At 45.1% G+C, this 18,188-nt stretch carries 13 protein-coding genes, 22 tRNA genes, 3 rRNA genes and 1 riboswitch; of the genes, 5 read left to right on the top strand and 33 right to left on the bottom strand.

The genetic code is table 11. The annotated features are described in order from the left end of the window. Positions 1-21: 21 nt before the first annotated feature. Entirely contained in the window at positions 22-498 is a 477-nt protein-coding gene (locus V6Z54_RS12270; protein ID WP_024424942.1) for a tryptophan-rich sensory protein, read from the top strand. A 77-nt stretch (positions 499-575) separates the two neighbouring features. Here the strand turns inward: V6Z54_RS12270 and V6Z54_RS12265 are convergent. From V6Z54_RS12265 to V6Z54_RS12150, 24 genes are all read right to left on the bottom strand, one after another. After that, positions 576-647, bottom strand: a tRNA-Glu gene (locus V6Z54_RS12265). A 9-nt stretch (positions 648-656) separates the two neighbouring features. Continuing rightward, positions 657-747 (bottom strand) — tRNA-Ser (locus tag V6Z54_RS12260). 3 nt (positions 748-750) lie between these two features. After that, positions 751-825 (bottom strand) — tRNA-Asn (locus V6Z54_RS12255). 6 nt (positions 826-831) lie between these two features. Then, positions 832-908: transfer RNA gene (locus V6Z54_RS12250), tRNA-Ile, on the bottom strand. A gap of 17 nt (positions 909-925) precedes the next feature. Next, positions 926-999, bottom strand: a tRNA-Gly gene (locus V6Z54_RS12245). Positions 1,000-1,010: 11 nt separating this feature from the next. Beyond that, a tRNA-His gene (locus V6Z54_RS12240) sits at positions 1,011-1,086 on the bottom strand. Between the two features lie 25 nt (positions 1,087-1,111). Next, a tRNA-Phe gene (locus V6Z54_RS12235) sits at positions 1,112-1,184 on the bottom strand. Positions 1,185-1,202: 18 nt separating this feature from the next. Continuing rightward, positions 1,203-1,279: transfer RNA gene (locus V6Z54_RS12230), tRNA-Asp, on the bottom strand. Positions 1,280-1,283: 4 nt separating this feature from the next. Then, a tRNA-Met gene (locus tag V6Z54_RS12225) sits at positions 1,284-1,360 on the bottom strand. A 23-nt stretch (positions 1,361-1,383) separates the two neighbouring features. Then, positions 1,384-1,476, bottom strand: a tRNA-Ser gene (locus tag V6Z54_RS12220). Between the two features lie 7 nt (positions 1,477-1,483). Then, positions 1,484-1,560, bottom strand: a tRNA-Ile gene (locus V6Z54_RS12215). Between the two features lie 4 nt (positions 1,561-1,564). After that, a tRNA-Met gene (locus V6Z54_RS12210) sits at positions 1,565-1,638 on the bottom strand. 25 nt (positions 1,639-1,663) lie between these two features. Beyond that, a tRNA-Ala gene (locus V6Z54_RS12205) sits at positions 1,664-1,736 on the bottom strand. 8 nt (positions 1,737-1,744) lie between these two features. Next, positions 1,745-1,821, bottom strand: a tRNA-Pro gene (locus V6Z54_RS12200). Between the two features lie 7 nt (positions 1,822-1,828). After that, positions 1,829-1,905 (bottom strand) — tRNA-Arg (locus tag V6Z54_RS12195). Between the two features lie 10 nt (positions 1,906-1,915). Beyond that, positions 1,916-2,001 (bottom strand) — tRNA-Leu (locus tag V6Z54_RS12190). 12 nt (positions 2,002-2,013) lie between these two features. Next, positions 2,014-2,085 (bottom strand) — tRNA-Gly (locus V6Z54_RS12185). A gap of 30 nt (positions 2,086-2,115) precedes the next feature. Beyond that, a tRNA-Leu gene (locus tag V6Z54_RS12180) sits at positions 2,116-2,198 on the bottom strand. Between the two features lie 8 nt (positions 2,199-2,206). After that, positions 2,207-2,282 (bottom strand) — tRNA-Lys (locus V6Z54_RS12175). 37 nt (positions 2,283-2,319) lie between these two features. Continuing rightward, positions 2,320-2,395, bottom strand: a tRNA-Thr gene (locus V6Z54_RS12170). 33 nt (positions 2,396-2,428) lie between these two features. Continuing rightward, positions 2,429-2,504, bottom strand: a tRNA-Val gene (locus tag V6Z54_RS12165). Between the two features lie 531 nt (positions 2,505-3,035). Beyond that, positions 3,036-3,151, bottom strand: a 5S ribosomal RNA gene (gene rrf / locus V6Z54_RS12160). Positions 3,152-3,212: 61 nt separating this feature from the next. Then, positions 3,213-6,143 (bottom strand): 23S ribosomal RNA (locus tag V6Z54_RS12155). A 182-nt stretch (positions 6,144-6,325) separates the two neighbouring features. After that, a 16S ribosomal RNA gene (locus V6Z54_RS12150) occupies positions 6,326-7,874 on the bottom strand. Together the 16S, 23S and 5S rRNA genes form the textbook arrangement of a ribosomal RNA operon. 437 nt (positions 7,875-8,311) lie before the next feature. After that, a riboswitch (TPP riboswitch) is annotated at positions 8,312-8,413 on the top strand. A 96-nt stretch (positions 8,414-8,509) separates the two neighbouring features. Between V6Z54_RS12150 and thiT the strand changes: the two genes are divergently transcribed. Continuing rightward, complete coding sequence (gene thiT / locus V6Z54_RS12145; RefSeq protein WP_073979171.1) at positions 8,510-9,085, top strand: energy-coupled thiamine transporter ThiT; 576 nt, start codon at positions 8,510-8,512, stop codon at positions 9,083-9,085. A 240-nt stretch (positions 9,086-9,325) separates the two neighbouring features. Here the strand turns inward: thiT and V6Z54_RS12140 are convergent, their stop codons facing one another. From V6Z54_RS12140 to V6Z54_RS12130, 3 genes are all read right to left on the bottom strand, one after another. Then, on the bottom strand, positions 9,326-9,880 hold the full coding sequence (locus tag V6Z54_RS12140; RefSeq protein ID WP_047204081.1) for a GNAT family N-acetyltransferase: 555 nt from the start codon (positions 9,878-9,880) through the stop codon (positions 9,326-9,328). Positions 9,881-10,037: 157 nt separating this feature from the next. Next, positions 10,038-11,585, bottom strand: a complete 1,548-nt coding sequence (locus V6Z54_RS12135) for a flotillin family protein (RefSeq protein WP_041085252.1) — start codon at positions 11,583-11,585, stop codon at positions 10,038-10,040. A gap of 11 nt (positions 11,586-11,596) precedes the next feature. After that, complete coding sequence (locus V6Z54_RS12130) at positions 11,597-12,127, bottom strand: hypothetical protein (RefSeq protein WP_073979170.1); 531 nt, start codon at positions 12,125-12,127, stop codon at positions 11,597-11,599. Between the two features lie 207 nt (positions 12,128-12,334). Here V6Z54_RS12130 and V6Z54_RS12125 point away from each other — a divergent pair, with 207 nt between their 5' ends. Continuing rightward, entirely contained in the window at positions 12,335-12,814 is a 480-nt protein-coding gene (locus V6Z54_RS12125) for a DinB family protein (protein WP_041085250.1), read from the top strand. Between the two features lie 40 nt (positions 12,815-12,854). Here the strand turns inward: V6Z54_RS12125 and V6Z54_RS12120 are convergent, their stop codons facing one another. Together V6Z54_RS12120 and betB are read right to left on the bottom strand one after the other, a co-directional pair. Further along, entirely contained in the window at positions 12,855-14,063 is a 1,209-nt protein-coding gene (locus V6Z54_RS12120) for an iron-containing alcohol dehydrogenase (RefSeq protein ID WP_073979169.1), read from the bottom strand. A 27-nt stretch (positions 14,064-14,090) separates the two neighbouring features. Beyond that, positions 14,091-15,560, bottom strand: coding sequence for a betaine-aldehyde dehydrogenase (gene betB, locus V6Z54_RS12115; RefSeq protein ID WP_338527370.1), 1,470 nt, complete (start codon positions 15,558-15,560; stop codon positions 14,091-14,093). A gap of 206 nt (positions 15,561-15,766) precedes the next feature. Between betB and V6Z54_RS12110 the strand changes: the two genes are divergently transcribed. Both V6Z54_RS12110 and V6Z54_RS12105 read left to right on the top strand, forming a co-directional pair. Continuing rightward, a complete protein-coding gene (locus V6Z54_RS12110) occupies positions 15,767-16,324 on the top strand; it encodes a GbsR/MarR family transcriptional regulator (protein ID WP_041085247.1) in 558 nt (185 codons plus the stop codon). A 72-nt stretch (positions 16,325-16,396) separates the two neighbouring features. Next, positions 16,397-16,469: transfer RNA gene (locus V6Z54_RS12105), tRNA-Ala, on the top strand. A gap of 53 nt (positions 16,470-16,522) precedes the next feature. On the opposite strand, the gene V6Z54_RS12100 is transcribed toward V6Z54_RS12105, so the two are convergent. The 4 genes from V6Z54_RS12100 to V6Z54_RS12085 form a co-directional block, all read right to left on the bottom strand. Next, positions 16,523-16,711: a hypothetical protein gene (locus tag V6Z54_RS12100; RefSeq protein ID WP_041085470.1), complete on the bottom strand. Its 189-nt coding sequence runs from the start codon at positions 16,709-16,711 to the stop codon at positions 16,523-16,525. 115 nt (positions 16,712-16,826) lie between these two features. Beyond that, the gene (locus tag V6Z54_RS12095) at positions 16,827-17,630 is read right to left on the bottom strand and encodes an N-acetylmuramoyl-L-alanine amidase (RefSeq protein ID WP_338527369.1); all 804 of its coding nucleotides are present in this window, start codon (positions 17,628-17,630) and stop codon (positions 16,827-16,829) included. Positions 17,631-17,649: 19 nt separating this feature from the next. Next, a complete protein-coding gene (locus tag V6Z54_RS12090) occupies positions 17,650-17,913 on the bottom strand; it encodes a phage holin (RefSeq protein ID WP_019743388.1) in 264 nt (87 codons plus the stop codon). A gap of 11 nt (positions 17,914-17,924) precedes the next feature. After that, positions 17,925-18,137 carry a BhlA/UviB family holin-like peptide gene (locus V6Z54_RS12085; protein WP_008344062.1) on the bottom strand — a complete coding sequence of 71 codons (213 nt, stop codon included), beginning with the start codon at positions 18,135-18,137 and terminating at the stop codon, positions 17,925-17,927. Positions 18,138-18,188: the final 51 nt, after the last annotated feature.

Below are 18,188 nucleotides of genomic sequence, written 5' to 3'. Positions count from 1 at the left end.
TTTGATTGGAGGAGATTCTTGATGGCTAGAAAAAGTATCATTTGGGCGATTGTCGTCTTCTTTATTACATACGCACTATTCTCTATTGCCGGATTCTTGTTCCCCATCGACAGAGAATGGTATGACGCATTAAATAAGCCAGAATGGACACCTGGTGGCGGTGTGATTGGTGCTGTGTGGGCTGTCTTATTTGCACTCATCTCATTGTCCGCAGCGATCATTTATGGAAAATATGGTTTCCAAAAAATCACTTTACCATTTTGGATTCTTTTCCTTTTAAATTACGTATTCAATCAAGCCTTTAGCTTTTTTCAATTTACACAAAAGGATTTGTTTGTGGCTACGATCGACTGCCTGCTCGTTGCACTGACAGCACTTGCACTTGTCATCGTCTCACGTAAACTAAGCAAAGTTGTTCCAATTTTACTGATCCCTTATGTCTTATGGGGCTTCTTTGCGACATACTTGTCTTATACGATCTATTCCATGAATATGTAAAAAAAGACCGCCATGATAGCGGTCTTTCGTTTTGAAGAAAACAAAAAAGAGATCTTTGACAAGATCTCTTTTAAAAATGACCCGTACGGGATTCGAACCCGTGTTACCGCCGTGAAAGGGCGGTGTCTTAACCGCTTGACCAACGGGCCATACAATAATGGCGGAGAAGGAGGGATTTGAACCCTCGCGCCGCTTACGCGACCTACACCCTTAGCAGGGGCGCCTCTTCAGCCACTTGAGTACTTCTCCATTTGGCTCCGCAGGTAGGATTCGAACCTACGACCGATCGGTTAACAGCCGATAGCTCTACCACTGAGCTACTGCGGAAGATCATGGTGGGCCTGAGTGGACTCGAACCACCGACCTCACGCTTATCAGGCGTGCGCTCTAACCAGCTGAGCTACAGGCCCATGAACAGATATACAAATGGAGCGGGTGATGGGAATCGAACCCACGACATCAGCTTGGAAGGCTGAGGTTTTACCACTAAACTACACCCGCAAAAATATGTATGGGGCGATTGATGGGAATCGAACCCACGAGTGCCAGAGCCACAATCTGGTGCGTTAACCACTTCGCCACAACCGCCATACTATGAATATTTTTATAAAAGTGGCTCGGGACGGAATCGAACCGCCGACACACGGATTTTCAGTCCGTTGCTCTACCAACTGAGCTACCGAGCCAAGTATTATTTTGAAAAATGGCGGTCCGGACGGGACTCGAACCCGCGACCTCCTGCGTGACAGGCAGGCATTCTAACCAACTGAACTACCGGACCATTTTGGTTGCGGGGGCAGGATTTGAACCTGCGACCTTCGGGTTATGAGCCCGACGAGCTACCGAACTGCTCCACCCCGCGATGATATGGTTTTTAAAAAAATATGGCGGAGGAAGAGGGATTCGAACCCCCGCGGGCTTTGACACCCCTGTCGGTTTTCAAGACCGATCCCTTCAGCCGGACTTGGGTATTCCTCCGTATAGATGGTGGACCTTGTAGGACTCGAACCTACGACCGGACGGTTATGAGCCGTCTGCTCTAACCAACTGAGCTAAAGGTCCTTTATAGCGGCGGAGGGGATCGAACCCCCGACCTCACGGGTATGAACCGTACGCTCTAGCCAGCTGAGCTACACCGCCATGATCAAAACAATCTTTTAAAAAGTGGAGCCTAGCGGGATCGAACCGCTGACCTCCTGCGTGCAAGGCAGGCGCTCTCCCAGCTGAGCTAAGGCCCCATAAAAGATGGTCGGGAAGACAGGATTCGAACCTGCGACCCCTTGGTCCCAAACCAAGTGCTCTACCAAGCTGAGCTACTTCCCGATCTTAATGGCGCGCCCGAGAGGAGTCGAACCCCTAACCTTTTGATCCGTAGTCAAACGCTCTATCCAATTGAGCTACGGGCGCTTATTTATAATGCCGAGGGCCGGACTTGAACCGGCACGGTAGTCACCTACCGCAGGATTTTAAGTCCTGTGTGTCTGCCAATTCCACCACCCCGGCGTGGATGGTATAAGCGGAAGACGGGATTCGAACCCGCGACCCCCACCTTGGCAAGGTGGTGTTCTACCACTGAACTACTTCCGCATTACAGGATTTCTTTATTTTATTTGGCAATGCGGGTGAAGGGACTTGAACCCCCACGTCATAAAGACACTAGATCCTAAGTCTAGCGCGTCTGCCAATTCCGCCACACCCGCATGAAACATGGTGAGCCATGAAGGACTCGAACCTTCGACCCTCTGATTAAAAGTCAGATGCTCTACCAACTGAGCTAATGGCTCGCTTTAAAAGCGACTTGTCTATCTTACCATATGAAAGTGGTGCCGGCAAGAGGACTTGAACCCCCAACCTACTGATTACAAGTCAGTTGCTCTACCAGTTGAGCTACACCGGCTTTATCTATCCTAACATTATGTAAGAATAAATATGGTGGAGGATGACGGGCTCGAACCGCCGACCCTCTGCTTGTAAGGCAGATGCTCTCCCAGCTGAGCTAATCCTCCACTATGTAGGAATCTCTCGATCCGACAAAGATTATTATATACAGGTTTTAATCATTTGTAAAGGCTATATTAAAAAAATTTTATTTCATTTTTCATTGCGTATTTCTTTTAACAAATGATCGTCATTTCACCTATTCAAACAGCTGCTGTTCCACGTTCAGCAACTGAACTTCTCTCTTCTATATTCTCTTTTAAAACGCTCAATTCCTTCAGAAATATTAGCAGTCCCTCATTTTTATACTTTAATGATATATGTATCGCTTTAGCCGTAAGCATTTATAATAATCATATAGGCCTACACATCTTTAATTTAATCAAAAATGTGTGTAGTTTCCCTATATAAGCTGTACTCTGTCTCTCTATTGTTTTTATAGATAAAGTTTCATGCTCATTTTCTCTTTTTGTCCAAGTATTTCACACGCTGCTTTTGGACATAAAATGAAGCCACGATCTTTTATCAAACAAGTGAATGTATGTACCCTCAACTTGCACAAAAAAGACCAGTTCCGACTGGAACTGGTCCTTATAGAAGCTTGGCGGCGTCCTACTCTCACAGGGGGAAACCCCCAACTACCATCGGCGCTGAAGAGCTTAACTTCCGTGTTCGGTATGGGAACGGGTGTGACCTCTTCGCTATCGCCACCAAACCTGATGGAGAGAATGTTCTCTCAAAACTAGATAACAATGTTCATGCTTCACAATTTAATATAGGTTAAGTCCTCGATCTATTAGTATCTGTCAGCTCCACGTGTCACCACGCTTCCACCTCAGACCTATCAACCTGATCATCTTTCAGGGATCTTACTTCCTTGCGGAATGGGAAATCTCATCTTGAGGGGGGCTTCATGCTTAGATGCTTTCAGCACTTATCCCGTCCGCACATAGCTACCCAGCGATGCCCTTGGCAGAACAACTGGTACACCAGCGGTGCGTCCATCCCGGTCCTCTCGTACTAAGGACAGCTCCTCTCAAATTTCCTGCGCCCGCGACGGATAGGGACCGAACTGTCTCACGACGTTCTGAACCCAGCTCGCGTACCGCTTTAATGGGCGAACAGCCCAACCCTTGGGACCGACTACAGCCCCAGGATGCGATGAGCCGACATCGAGGTGCCAAACCTCCCCGTCGATGTGGACTCTTGGGGGAGATAAGCCTGTTATCCCCGGGGTAGCTTTTATCCGTTGAGCGATGGCCCTTCCATGCGGAACCACCGGATCACTAAGCCCGACTTTCGTCCCTGCTCGACTTGTAGGTCTCGCAGTCAAGCTCCCTTGTGCCTTTACACTCTGCGAATGATTTCCAACCATTCTGAGGGAACCTTTGGGCGCCTCCGTTACATTTTAGGAGGCGACCGCCCCAGTCAAACTGCCCACCTGACACTGTCTCCCTGCCCGATAAGGGCAGCGGGTTAGAAGGTCAATACAGCCAGGGTAGTATCCCACCGATGCCTCCACCGAAGCTAGCGCTCCGGTTTCCAAGGCTCCTACCTATCCTGTACAAGCTGTACCAACATTCAATATCAGGCTGCAGTAAAGCTCCACGGGGTCTTTCCGTCCTGTCGCGGGTAACCTGCATCTTCACAGGTACTATAATTTCACCGAGTCTCTCGTTGAGACAGTGCCCAGATCGTTGCGCCTTTCGTGCGGGTCGGAACTTACCCGACAAGGAATTTCGCTACCTTAGGACCGTTATAGTTACGGCCGCCGTTTACTGGGGCTTCAATTCGCACCTTCGCTTACGCTAAGCGCTCCTCTTAACCTTCCAGCACCGGGCAGGCGTCAGCCCCTATACTTCGCCTTACGGCTTCGCAGAGACCTGTGTTTTTGCTAAACAGTCGCCTGGGCCTATTCACTGCGGCTTCTCGGGGCTTTAACACCCTAAGAAGCACCCCTTCTCCCGAAGTTACGGGGTCATTTTGCCGAGTTCCTTAACGAGAGTTCTCTCGATCACCTTAGGATTCTCTCCTCGCCTACCTGTGTCGGTTTGCGGTACGGGCACCTCTCACCTCGCTAGAGGCTTTTCTTGGCAGTGTGGAATCAGGAACTTCGCTACTAAATTTCGCTCGCCATCACAGCTCAGCCTTTACGGGAAACGGATTTGCCTATTTCCCAGCCTAACTGCTTGGACGCGGATATCCAATACCGCGCTTACCCTATCCTCCTGCGTCCCCCCATTGCTCAAATGGTGAGGAGGTGGTACAGGAATATCAACCTGTTGTCCATCGCCTACGCCTTTCGGCCTCGGCTTAGGTCCCGACTAACCCTGAGCGGACGAGCCTTCCTCAGGAAACCTTAGGCATTCGGTGGACGGGATTCTCACCCGTCTTTCGCTACTCATACCGGCATTCTCACTTCTAAGCGCTCCACCAGTCCTTCCGGTCTAGCTTCACAGCCCTTAGAACGCTCTCCTACCACTGTTCGTAAGAACAGTCCGCAGCTTCGGTGATACGTTTAGCCCCGGTACATTTTCGGCGCAGAGTCACTCGACCAGTGAGCTATTACGCACTCTTTAAATGGTGGCTGCTTCTAAGCCAACATCCTGGTTGTCTAAGCAACTCCACATCCTTTTCCACTTAACGTATACTTTGGGACCTTAGCTGGCGGTCTGGGCTGTTTCCCTTTCGACTACGGATCTTATCACTCGCAGTCTGACTCCCAAGGATAAGTCATCGGCATTCGGAGTTTGACTGAATTCGGTAACCCGGTAGGGGCCCCTAGTCCAATCAGTGCTCTACCTCCGAGACTCTTACCTTGAGGCTAGCCCTAAAGCTATTTCGGAGAGAACCAGCTATCTCCAGGTTCGATTGGCATTTCACCCCTACCCACACCTCATCCCCGCACTTTTCAACGTGCGTGGGTTCGGGCCTCCATTCAGTGTTACCTGAACTTCACCCTGGACATGGGTAGATCACCTGGTTTCGGGTCTACGACCACGTACTCATGCGCCCTATTCAGACTCGCTTTCGCTGCGGCTCCGCATCTTCTGCTTAACCTTGCACGGGATCGTAACTCGCCGGTTCATTCTACAAAAGGCACGCCATCACCCGTTAACGGGCTCTGACTACTTGTAGGCACACGGTTTCAGGATCTATTTCACTCCCCTTCCGGGGTGCTTTTCACCTTTCCCTCACGGTACTGGTTCACTATCGGTCACTAGGGAGTATTTAGCCTTGGGAGATGGTCCTCCCGGATTCCGACGGAATTTCACGTGTTCCGCCGTACTCAGGATCCACTCTGGAGAGAATGACATTTCAGTTACAGGGCTGTTACCTTCTTTGGCGGGCCTTTCCAGACCTCTTCGCTTATATCATTCCTTTGTAACTCCGTATAGAGTGTCCTACAACCCCAAGAGGCAAGCCTCTTGGTTTGGGCTGTTCCCGTTTCGCTCGCCGCTACTCAGGGAATCGCATTTGCTTTCTCTTCCTCCGGGTACTTAGATGTTTCAGTTCCCCGGGTATGCCTTCTCATACTCTATGTATTCAAGTATGGATACTACTCCATTACGAGCAGTGGGTTTCCCCATTCGGAAATCTCCGGATCAAAGCTTGCTTACAGCTCCCCGAAGCATATCGGTGTTCGTCCCGTCCTTCATCGGCTCCTAGTGCCAAGGCATCCACCGTGCGCCCTTTCTAACTTAACCATTTCTTACTTTAGAAAGAATCACTATGTGTGATGAACTTTGCATTGCATTCAATGTGAATGTATTACTTATTGTTATCTAGTTTTCAAAGAACAATCCTGTCTCGCTAGAGACATGTTTTGAAGGAATGATCCTTCAAAACTAAACAAGACGAAAACGTACGCTGCTCCATATATCCTTAGAAAGGAGGTGATCCAGCCGCACCTTCCGATACGGCTACCTTGTTACGACTTCACCCCAATCATCTGCCCCACCTTCGGCGGCTGGCTCCATAAAGGTTACCTCACCGACTTCGGGTGTTGCAAACTCTCGTGGTGTGACGGGCGGTGTGTACAAGGCCCGGGAACGTATTCACCGCGGCATGCTGATCCGCGATTACTAGCGATTCCAGCTTCACGCAGTCGAGTTGCAGACTGCGATCCGAACTGAGAACAGATTTATGGGATTGGCTAAACCTTGCGGTCTTGCAGCCCTTTGTTCTGTCCATTGTAGCACGTGTGTAGCCCAGGTCATAAGGGGCATGATGATTTGACGTCATCCCCACCTTCCTCCGGTTTGTCACCGGCAGTCACCTTAGAGTGCCCAACTGAATGCTGGCAACTAAGATCAAGGGTTGCGCTCGTTGCGGGACTTAACCCAACATCTCACGACACGAGCTGACGACAACCATGCACCACCTGTCACTCTGTCCCCGAAGGGAAAGCCCTATCTCTAGGGTTGTCAGAGGATGTCAAGACCTGGTAAGGTTCTTCGCGTTGCTTCGAATTAAACCACATGCTCCACCGCTTGTGCGGGCCCCCGTCAATTCCTTTGAGTTTCAGTCTTGCGACCGTACTCCCCAGGCGGAGTGCTTAATGCGTTAGCTGCAGCACTAAGGGGCGGAAACCCCCTAACACTTAGCACTCATCGTTTACGGCGTGGACTACCAGGGTATCTAATCCTGTTCGCTCCCCACGCTTTCGCTCCTCAGCGTCAGTTACAGACCAGAGAGTCGCCTTCGCCACTGGTGTTCCTCCACATCTCTACGCATTTCACCGCTACACGTGGAATTCCACTCTCCTCTTCTGCACTCAAGTTTCCCAGTTTCCAATGACCCTCCCCGGTTGAGCCGGGGGCTTTCACATCAGACTTAAGAAACCGCCTGCGAGCCCTTTACGCCCAATAATTCCGGACAACGCTTGCCACCTACGTATTACCGCGGCTGCTGGCACGTAGTTAGCCGTGGCTTTCTGGTTAGGTACCGTCAAGGTGCGAGCAGTTACTCTCGCACTTGTTCTTCCCTAACAACAGAGCTTTACGATCCGAAAACCTTCATCACTCACGCGGCGTTGCTCCGTCAGACTTTCGTCCATTGCGGAAGATTCCCTACTGCTGCCTCCCGTAGGAGTCTGGGCCGTGTCTCAGTCCCAGTGTGGCCGATCACCCTCTCAGGTCGGCTACGCATCGTCGCCTTGGTGAGCCATTACCCCACCAACTAGCTAATGCGCCGCGGGTCCATCTGTAAGTGACAGCCGAAACCGTCTTTCACCCTTGAACCATGCGGTTCAAGGAACTATCCGGTATTAGCTCCGGTTTCCCGGAGTTATCCCAGTCTTACAGGCAGGTTACCCACGTGTTACTCACCCGTCCGCCGCTAACATCCGGGAGCAAGCTCCCTTCTGTCCGCTCGACTTGCATGTATTAGGCACGCCGCCAGCGTTCGTCCTGAGCCAGGATCAAACTCTCCGAGGTATGCAGGATGCATATCACACATGCGTTGCTACACGATGTAGCGAACTTAGCATGTGATCATTTCCTGCCTCGCCAGCGTTTGACTGACTACCTATGAAGTATCATAGGATTTTTTTATAAAAACTCGAATTAACAGGTACGTTTTGTCTTGTTTAGTTTTCAAAGATCATTTTCGTCGTCTCTCAGAGGCGACTTTATTAATATAACATTCTATCAAGATAAAGTCAACAACTTTTTTCTTAATGTTATTTATCAACCGCGCTGTTTCAGCGGCGAATACAAATATAACACCTTTTGAAAGAAGAAACAAGTATTTTTTCTAAATAATTTATTTTTCCTTATCTCTTCCTATATATCGATACAAATGCTGCTCATCTCGGGAATTGTCTATTGTTGATCCTGCAGGTCTTTAGTATATTTATAATAGATTGAAACTAAATAACCGCAGGGGGAGCTTTGTGCTGAGAGTGAACATTCGTTGTTCTGACCCTTTGAACCTGTCAGTTAATACTGAAGTAGGAATGTGGAATCACTTGGATACATGGTGTATTCAAATCGATATGTTTTTCTATGAATAACATACTCATCCTTACACAGTCTCTCCTTGCTCAATTCATGAAAAAGGAGATTTTTTTATGCAGCAATCAAATCAATTGGTACGACTGATGGAAATCGCGATTATGACTTCACTTGCACTTGTATTAGATTACTTATCAGGTCTCTTTTTAAGAATGCCGAATGGCGGATCTCTTGCTCTGATTATGATTCCCGTCATTCTCATGTCTATTAGATGGGGGATATCTACCGGATTTATCATCGGTGTGTTAATCGCAGGTCTTCAGCTGATGAATAGCCCGATCATCGCTACACCTGTTCAAGGATTCCTCGATTACTTCGTTGCATCTGTTGTCATTTCTTTAAGCGGCTTGTTTTCTGGATTGATCAAAAAGGCCATTCAGGATCAAAAGCGAAAGCAGCAATTTTTCTATATTACCTTAGCTGTTTTTGTTGCTAGTTTCTTCAGGCTACTGACGTTCTTTATTTCTGGCGTCGTTTTCTTTTCTCACTATGCACCGAAAGGAACACCAGGATGGGTCTACTCTTTAATTTATAACAGCACATATATGGTTCCTTCATTTATTATTTGCAGTATTGTTCTTTGTATACTCATTCCAAGTGCGTCCCGTTTGGTTTTTCCTCATCAAAAATAACCGGCTGATGACAGCTGGTTATTTTTTTATGCATAATTTTCTGCTCTATGGAATCTATTAATAATAGAAGATTTCATGCTGGAGGTACGACAATGAGCCCTTACTCCATTATGCTTTGCTGTTATATTCTCAGTCTGGCTTATTTCTTGGCAGGTTTCTATGAAGCTTTAAAAATAGCAGGTGTGAAAGGAAAAGTAGAAGCTTCACCGTTTATTTCTTACATGTTGCTTGCTGTACTTTTCACTTTTTTCTCTCATTATTACTGGAAGCTGACGATTTAATTCGTTTTACATGGTTATTCAATCTAGACAGCTCCCATCCATACCCTATTTCATTATGGTTCTCGCCAGCCAGCTCGAACTGGCTGGTAACGACAAAACTAGGTTGAAGCTTTTGATAAAATTGTTTCGCCGAATTTTGTTCAAACACCCATAGCAGCATATTCTGATAACCCTTTTCTATTAAATATTCCACTCCTTTTTCCATTAGAGCAATACCCGCACCTGATTTCTGTTTCTGTTGGAATAAATAGATGGCATATAGCTCTCCATCATATGTAGAATAACGTTCATCACGTTGTTTTCCGAAAGTGGCAAAACCAAATACGCCATCCTCATCTTCTGCGACAAACGTGCCTTCAAGCGATCTTTTTCTCCAGCTCTCTTCCCGATCTTCAATGGTTAAACCATCTAAATATTCCTGCGAAATAATCCCTTGATAAGTCGTCTGCCAGCTTTTCACATGAATCTCGGCGATTTTTGGAATATCTTGATGTACAGCATGTCTCACCTTCATCCGCTCCACTCCTTTTAGCTTTTTCCACCTTATCTTCATTATGATAAATTTCTATTACATAGAATTCAATGACTAGCGTTTTGTCAGCACATCTTTCAATGGTTAAACCTTTTTCTATAAAAAAGAGACACCTTCTGGTGGAAGGTGTCTCTTGATTTTATTCTTCTATTTGATGGTCAGCTTTTTCAATTTTTCTTGGTTGTTTGATTTCATTTGTCAGCTCTTGAATGCTTTGTTTGACATTGCCTTTGCCAGAAAAGTTCTCGATAATTTCTTTCACATCAATTCCAGAGGATGCTTTCAGGCTTTCTTGCAGACTGGACATGAGATTTGTGGCATAGCCTGTAACTTTATTGGCACCGCTGCCTTCACCGTTACCGCCTGTATCCACAACAGTAATTTTATCAATGTTAGAAAGTGGTGCAGATACTTGCTTCGCATATTCAGGAAGCATTTTGACAATCATATCAAGGATCGCTGCCTGACCATACTGTTCGAATGCTTCCGCAATTTTCTCTTTCGCCTCGGCTTCTGCAAGTCCTTTTAGTCTAATGACTTCTGCTTCTGTTTCCCCTTTCGCACGATCCGCTTCCGCTTTGGCAAGCCCATCAATTCGGACTTTCTCAGCTTCTGCTTTTGCCATTGCTTCAATGCTGTATTTCTTCGCATCTGCTTCAGCAAGACGTTTCGCTTTTTCTGCCGCAGCCGACTGCTCAACAGCATAACGGTCCGCATCCGCTTTCTTTTTCACTTCAGAATCGTATTGACGTTCACGACGCTGAATCTCTTTTTCTTCTAATTCAATTTGTTTCTGACGCTCTATGATTTTGACTTGCATTTCTTGTTCAGTTACGTGCTGACGGTTACGAGCTGTTTCTAGATCGTACGCTTGGTCAGCACTTGCTTTTGCTGTATCCTGTTCACGTCTGAATTCTGCTCTTTTCAGCTCATTAATCTTTTCTGCTTCAGCGATTTCAGTAGCGCGCTCAAGCTCAGATTTCTTCGCATCTTTATCTGCTTCGGCACGTTTGATCCGTGTTTCTTTATCTGCTTCAGCTGTTGCAATATCTGCATCGCGTTTTACTTGGGCAATTCTTGGTTTACCTAGAGATTCTAAATAGCCATTTTTATCACGAACATCTTTGATCGTAAACGAAACAATGACTAGACCCATTTTCGCTAAATCTTGAGAAGCAACGCGTTGTACTTCTTGTGAAAATTTCTCTCTGTTTTTATAAATCTCTTCAACTGTCATTGACCCTAAGATGGAACGAAGGTGACCTTCTAATACTTCTCTCGCTTCGTTTTCACGGTCTTCTTTTGTTTTACCTAAAAATTGCTCTGCAGCAGTAGCAATTTCTTCAATCGATCCACCAATTTTTATGATGGCCGTTCCATCCGCCATGACCGGCACACCTTGTTCGGTATAGACTTCAGGTGTTGAAACATCTAGCTTGCTAGATAGTAAGCTGAGCGGCTCTGCTTGTTGAAAGACTGGAAGGACAAAGGTACCGCCGCCTCTTACAATCTTAATCTTGTTTCCACCTTCGTCCACGTGGACATTTTTACTTCCTAGATAACTTCCTGTGACGATTAATGCTTCATCTGGACCTGCTGTCCGGTATTTAGAAACAAATACACCAATAAGTGCAATAAGAATGACAAGCACAATTCCAATGATCACTAAAATAGTTGTTCCTGGCATTGCATTCCCTCCTAGATTTCTTCATTTGGTATAACAGATAAGACGCCTTTGTTCACTTCGACAACTAGCACACGGGTCCCGTATGGAATCTCCTCTTGGTCGAAACTGACAGCTGGCTTTGAGATTTTCCCGCTGTTACTGATTAACAGCACTTCTCCAAACCCGTCTTTTGGAACAGATACAATGATCTCCCCAGTTCTTCCTTTTAAATCGGCCTCCGTATATGAGAGAGATTCTTCAGCAGAGGAAAGCGGGATTAATACAAATACATTCAAACAGGTCACAAGGATCACTGCGAGAATGGCAGATAATAGTGCACCAAGTCCACTTCCTACAATTGCTGTTTTTTCAGAAATAAACCCTCCAGCCGAGAAAAAGGTAAGAAATGCGAGGATCAATGTTGGTTGAAGGAATGGAATAGGGATCGCTTCAAACCATCCATCAAATACATCGCCGAAAAAGACGAAAACAAGTGTCAGGATTCCTGATATCATTAATATGTATAAATACAGCGTCTGAAGAGGCAGCCCGAACACATCCATCTTCCTCATCCTTTCTTCATGAAATGAACATCTTTTGTTTCATTTAGAGCTCACCCACCTCCAATGTATTCCTTCTAACAGGTAATACGAACCACTTTTGTAAAGGTTTCATATTTCATCACAATTCTTCAAAGGGATTTTCGGATAGCTCAAGAATGATTGTCATGTACCATTATGTTAAAATTTGATCTTGAGGTGATGAAGAAAATGAGTTTATTACATGAAGCAAGACAAGAATTGTGGCACGAGCTGCAAGGTTTGAGCGAAGAACAATTGAACCAAAAATTATCTGATGATACTTGGAGTATTCAAGAGGTAGCAGATCATTTAAAGAAAATGGACCTAGTTGCAGCAAAACATCTCGCTGCTGAGGGAAAAAAAGCACCGATCAAAGAATATGAACCAAAGCCGGTGGAAATGGCAGAGGATCGTTCAAAAAAAGCCACTGCGCCTAGTATTGTTGCGCCTGAGCGCAAGCATGTGACACCTACACATTTAAAGGATGAGCTCGATACAGCTCGTGAGCAGCTCAATCAAATTTTATCAACATTTACTGAGGAAGATTTCAAACGTGTCATTGCACACCCTGTGTTTAAAGAGCTATCCCTTAAGCAATATCTTGATTTCATCGGCGCACATGAAAAACGCCATATTCATCAAATCAAAGAAATTAAAGAACAACTTTAAAACATAAAAAGGACTCCCTTTTGGGAGCCTTTTTTCATTGTTACACTGTTTTAGGTGTTAACTCAAAGCAGCGCGCATATATCCATTTGTATGCTTTTTCGTTTAGATCTCTTGGGTTTCCTACTGTTTGCGGATCTTTCATCGCTTCTTTAGATAAACGATCAATCATATCTTTTGATACACCTTGTTCTTCTAATGAAGGAATTTCTAAATCTTCTACTAAATCATACATCCAGTTCACGGCTGATTTGGCTGCTTCCTCTATTGACATTCTGCTTGTATCAATCCCAAACGCTTGCGCAATTCGAGCGAATTTTTCCGGATACCCTTTCCAGTTATACTCCATCACTGGTCCCATCATCGCTGCAACACACTGACCGTGCGCGACAGGAATAATGCCTCCGAGTGTTTGACTCATCGCATGTGCAGCGCCAGCTGATTCACTTCCATAAGAAAGCCCGGCAAGCATCGCAGCTTGTGCCATTCCATATCTGGCTTCTAAGTCCTCACCATCAGCAAAGGCACGGCGAATATAATGAGCTGCATATTCAATGGCCATGAGCGCTACCGCATCTGTAATCGGCTGAGCAAATTTCATCGTATAGCATTCAATCGCGTGAGCAAGCGCATCAATTCCAGTCATTGCTGTCACATGAGGCGGCATGGATACATGAAGCTCTGGGTCAATCACTGTAAGATGAGCTGCAATAAGAGGTCCACCAGTATTGAATTTGAATTCTCTTTCTTCATCAGTAATGACTGCCCATTGCGTCACTTCTGAACCTGTACCAGCTGTTGTCGGAATAGTGGTTAATGGCGGGATTCTGTTTTCAAGCGGTTTTTTCCCCTCTGCCGCTTCGTAATCAAGGACTGAGCCTTCATGAGTCGCCTCTACTCCAATTGCCTTTGCTGTATCCATTGAGCTGCCGCCGCCTACTGCAATTAATCCATTACAGCCTTCTTTTTCATATAAAGCAGATCCTTCGTTCACTAGACGGACTGGCGGATTTGGCTCTACTTTATTAAATAGAACGACATCAATTTGTGCTTCTTTTAATGAAGCAATTACGGGGTCCACCACGCCCGCTTGATAAATGCCGGGATCTGTTACAAGCAATACCTTTGAAACGCCGTATGCTTTTACTTCTTCCCCTACATGTTTAACTGCACCAATGCCGTGTTTGATGACAGTCGGAATTTCAAATGTATGGAATTTCTGCATGCTTTCAATTTTCATATTTAGTGTCATATAGAATCTCCTCCAAATGCGTAATTTTTATTTAAACCAATGAACCGCTTCAGGTTTTGTATTTCGATATAAATGCTTCACCTCGGTATATTCTTCAAGTCCCGTGCGTCCTAATTCACGCCCAATGCCTGATTGCTTGTAGCCACCCCAAGGTGCTTGAGCGAAATAAGGATGGAAGTCATTGATCCAAACCGTGCCTAATCTTAATTGCCGAGCCACTCTTTCGGCTTTGCTGATATCCGAAGACCACACAGCTCCTGCTAATCCATAAATCGTATCATTTGCCAGCTTAATGACTTCTTCCTCTGTACGGAAGGATTCAACTGTCAGGACAGGTCCAAAGACTTCTTCCTGCACAATCCGCATATCTGACGTGCAGCCTGAGAAAATGGTCGGCAAGTAGAAGAACCCATTTTGCAGCTCCTCTGCGTCAGGTCTTTTTCCACCTGTCTCTAACTTAGCGCCTTCTTCTAAACCGATGCTGACGTATTTTTCTACTTTTTCACGATGCTCAGCTGAGATGAGCGGTCCGCTCTGCGTCACTTCATCAAAGCCGTTGCCTAGCTTGATTTGTTTCGTACGCTTCACCAGTTCTTCTACAAATTCATCATGAATGGATTCTTCCACCAGCAGACGTGACCCCGCTGAACACACTTGCCCTGCATGGAAAAACACAGCATTCATTGCCTGGTCAACCGCTACGTCTAAATCAGCATCTTGAAACACAATATTCGGATTCTTTCCGCCAAGCTCAAGGGCTATTTTTTTCACATTCCCGCTGGCTCCCTGCATAATTTTCTTCCCTGTTTCAATACCGCCTGTAAATGAAATCAGATCTACTTGATCATTTACAGCAAGCTCATCACCAACGGTTGCCCCAGGTCCAAGCACTAGGTTTGCAACGCCTGCTGGAACGCCCGCTTCTTCCATGAGTTTAAATACTTTTATTGTGGTGAGTGGTGTGATTTCACTTGGCTTTAGAACGATTGTATTTCCCGCCGCAAGTGCAGGAGCGATTTTCCAGCTTGCTTGAAGCAATGGATAGTTCCAAGGAGTGATTTGTCCGCATACACCGACAGGCTCTCTGACTAATTCACTTTTCGAGTTTGGAATTGGCGATGCAATGATTTCCCCGCCATCTTTATCAGCCAGACCTGCGTAATATTGGAACACGTTCGCAATATCGTCCATATCTGCCTTGCTTTCCTCTAATGTTTTGCCTGTATCAAGCGATTCCAATTTGGCTAGTTCATCAAGATCACGTCTAATCAATTCAGCTATCTTAAACACAATATTTCCTCTTTCAAGTCCAGGCAGGTTTGCCCAGTCCCCTTGATCGAAGGCTTTTCTCGCTACTTTAATGGCTAGCTGCGCGTCATTTCTAGATCCTTCGCTGACTGTCGCGATCACTTCTTGATTGAACGGATTGATGATATCCCGTGTGTCGCTACTTTTAGCGCCAACCCATTGTCCGTCTATAAATAGCGTTTGACTCATAGAAGGAACCTCCTCTGATTCTCTTTAGTAAGTTTGTTAAATAAAAATTTAACGTTTTGAACATAATTAACTTATCATGTTCAAATTTTTCTGTCAAAGGGAAATATGCTTCATTTATTTTGACATTTTGTATTCTTCCGTTAACATATAGTCCATAAAGATTTTTTTGAACGGATTGAATTTTCTTAATAGAAAGCAGGGACAAAATGAAAAAGCAGGAACAGCCGCAAGCAGAAGATCGTATTTTAGCTGCTAAAGATCTAGTCATTGATTCCATAGCTGAAACGATGGATCTCTATGGCATTACACGAAGTGCAGGTATTCTATATGGGACGATGTATTTAAATGAGGAAATGACTCTGGATGAAATGCGTGAAGAGCTGCAAATGAGTAAGCCGAGTATGAGCACAGGTGTGAAAAAGCTGCAAGACATGAATATTGTCAAAAAGACGTTTCACCGTGGCCGAAGAAAACACAGCTTTGTTGCTGAAAAAGACTTTTTTAAGTTTTTCACTAACTTTTTTCCACAAAAATGGGAACGAGAGGTTGAGGTGAATTTAACGGCAATTGAAGAAGCGCAAGAGCAGCTTCAAGAGGTGGCGCATGATGATCAGCTAGAGGAACATATAAGAGAGGAAGCGCAGCAGCTCATTGAGCAGCTTGAAAGCTCAAAAGCCTATTATGACTGGTTGAGACGATTAGCCCAATCTGTTCATTCTGGTGAAATTTTTGATTATATTCCAATTGAGCAGAAGGAAAAATAGACGATGTGTTTACGTTTTACAGCTTGAATTTCACAGGAGGATTGATTATAATAAATTATGTCGTCATACCTCGGGGCATTAGCTCAGCTGGGAGAGCGCTACGCTGGCAGCGTAGAGGTCAGCGGTTCGATCCCGCTATGCTCCATACGAAAAACCATTCTTGAGAAATCAAGGATGGTTTTTTTATGTACATATCTTCTACAGTTCTGTTTGTTCTTTGTTTTTTCTTAGTCTTAATAACTTTATGATGCGGTATGTAATCACAGAAAGATAAGTAACGATGAGAATGATTGTATAGGACACAGGAAAATCACTCGTCATTCCGTGATAAATGAAATAGATGAGCAACGCTGACAGCATGATGATCTGGAACAGTTCTTTTTTCATTTTTCTCTCCTCTCACAATAGTGATTTGGTTGATTATATCACAAAAGATGTTATTTTTTGTTAGCTATCAGCAAGGAGGCATTTCCTCACTTGCTGATAGTTTTTTTATACATCATCACTTTTTCAGCAATTGTTCGATTTTGTTCTTCGTCTTCGGTCCGTAAATTCCGTCTGCAGCTAAGCCGTTCATAAGCTGAAAACGCTTGACTGCATTCGCTGTTTTCGGTCCATAATAGCCGTCAATCCCGTTGTTTTTTGCCCCTTTGTCTGGGTAAAAATAGAGGGAAGATAAGGCTTTTTGGACGGCTGTGACTTGAGGGCCTTTTGTTAAGGGCCTGGTTACTTTTAAAATGCCCGACGGCAGGTTTGACGATTTCTGTTTGGAAGCGGGTGCTTTGTGGCTCAAGCTTTCTGCCTGAACTGGTTTTCTTGTGCTTTTGCTGCCGGTATGTGCTGTGGCTATGCCAGCTTTAAACTGATCCCATCGTCCAAGAAGTTTCCTTGGACACTCTTTCCCGCTCCAATGTTTATGAGGCACTACATTTGATAAAGGAATCCCCAAATCTCCAATCAGCTTGCGAATGAGCCATTGGGCATTTTCGACTGCTTGTTCAAAGTTACCGTCTGCATTTTCACAAATTTCAATTCCAATTGACTTCATATTGCCGGTGCCTCTGCCATCCCCTGCGTGCCAGCCGTTTTCGTTTAACGGTAAATGCTGATAAATCACCTGATCATCAACAGTGTAATGCCAGCTGACACCTGTACTTGAACGTGCAACAAACGCTGCATGACTGGCCGCATTAGCACCTTTTGCACTGTTTGACGTATTATGCACTGTAATATAGAGCGGCTTCATCGTGTTTCCTGGTCTGTTGCGATGTTGTTTTGGGATCAATGCTTGAATGATTTTCACCATGTCGTTTCTCCTTCAAGTATTATTTTGTTAGCCCTCTTTGTTTCAGAGCATCTTTTTGTAATTGGCCTTTGTAGGTCACATAATTGTTTTTAAACCAAGCTATTACCGCTGTGACCATAGTAAAAATCGTAGAACCTGCCACATAAAGTGCTTCACCTGCGGTTTGTACTTGCTCCTCACTAATCGGCAGCACCGTCTGTCCAAACATGACAAGCGTTTGATTGATCAGAGCAATAAAAAGAAGCACTGTGCGAATCACAGTGCCTTTGTCGAATGTTTTCATGATCTTTCCTCCTATTTTAAATTTCGTTCTATTTTGTCGAGTTTGTCGATCACGACATCATACTTCTCACTAAACTTTGCTAGTACATCATTTTGCGCCTCGATTTGCTCATTGAGCTTGTTTTCTCGTTCCTTTGTTGTGTTTAATACGTAAAACAGCACCCAACAAAACAACACCGCAAACGGTCCTTGTGTCATTAAATATTGAGTCAAATCCATTTCCACTGCACTCACCTACTCCCTCACTTTGCCCATTTTAAAGAAGGCAAAATAAAA

This window comes from Bacillus sp. MAG717A (assembly GCF_036884855.1).
Lineage (GTDB): Bacteria > Bacillota > Bacilli > Bacillales > Bacillaceae > Bacillus > Bacillus safensis.
This window is presented reverse-complemented; position numbering and strand designations above follow the sequence as displayed.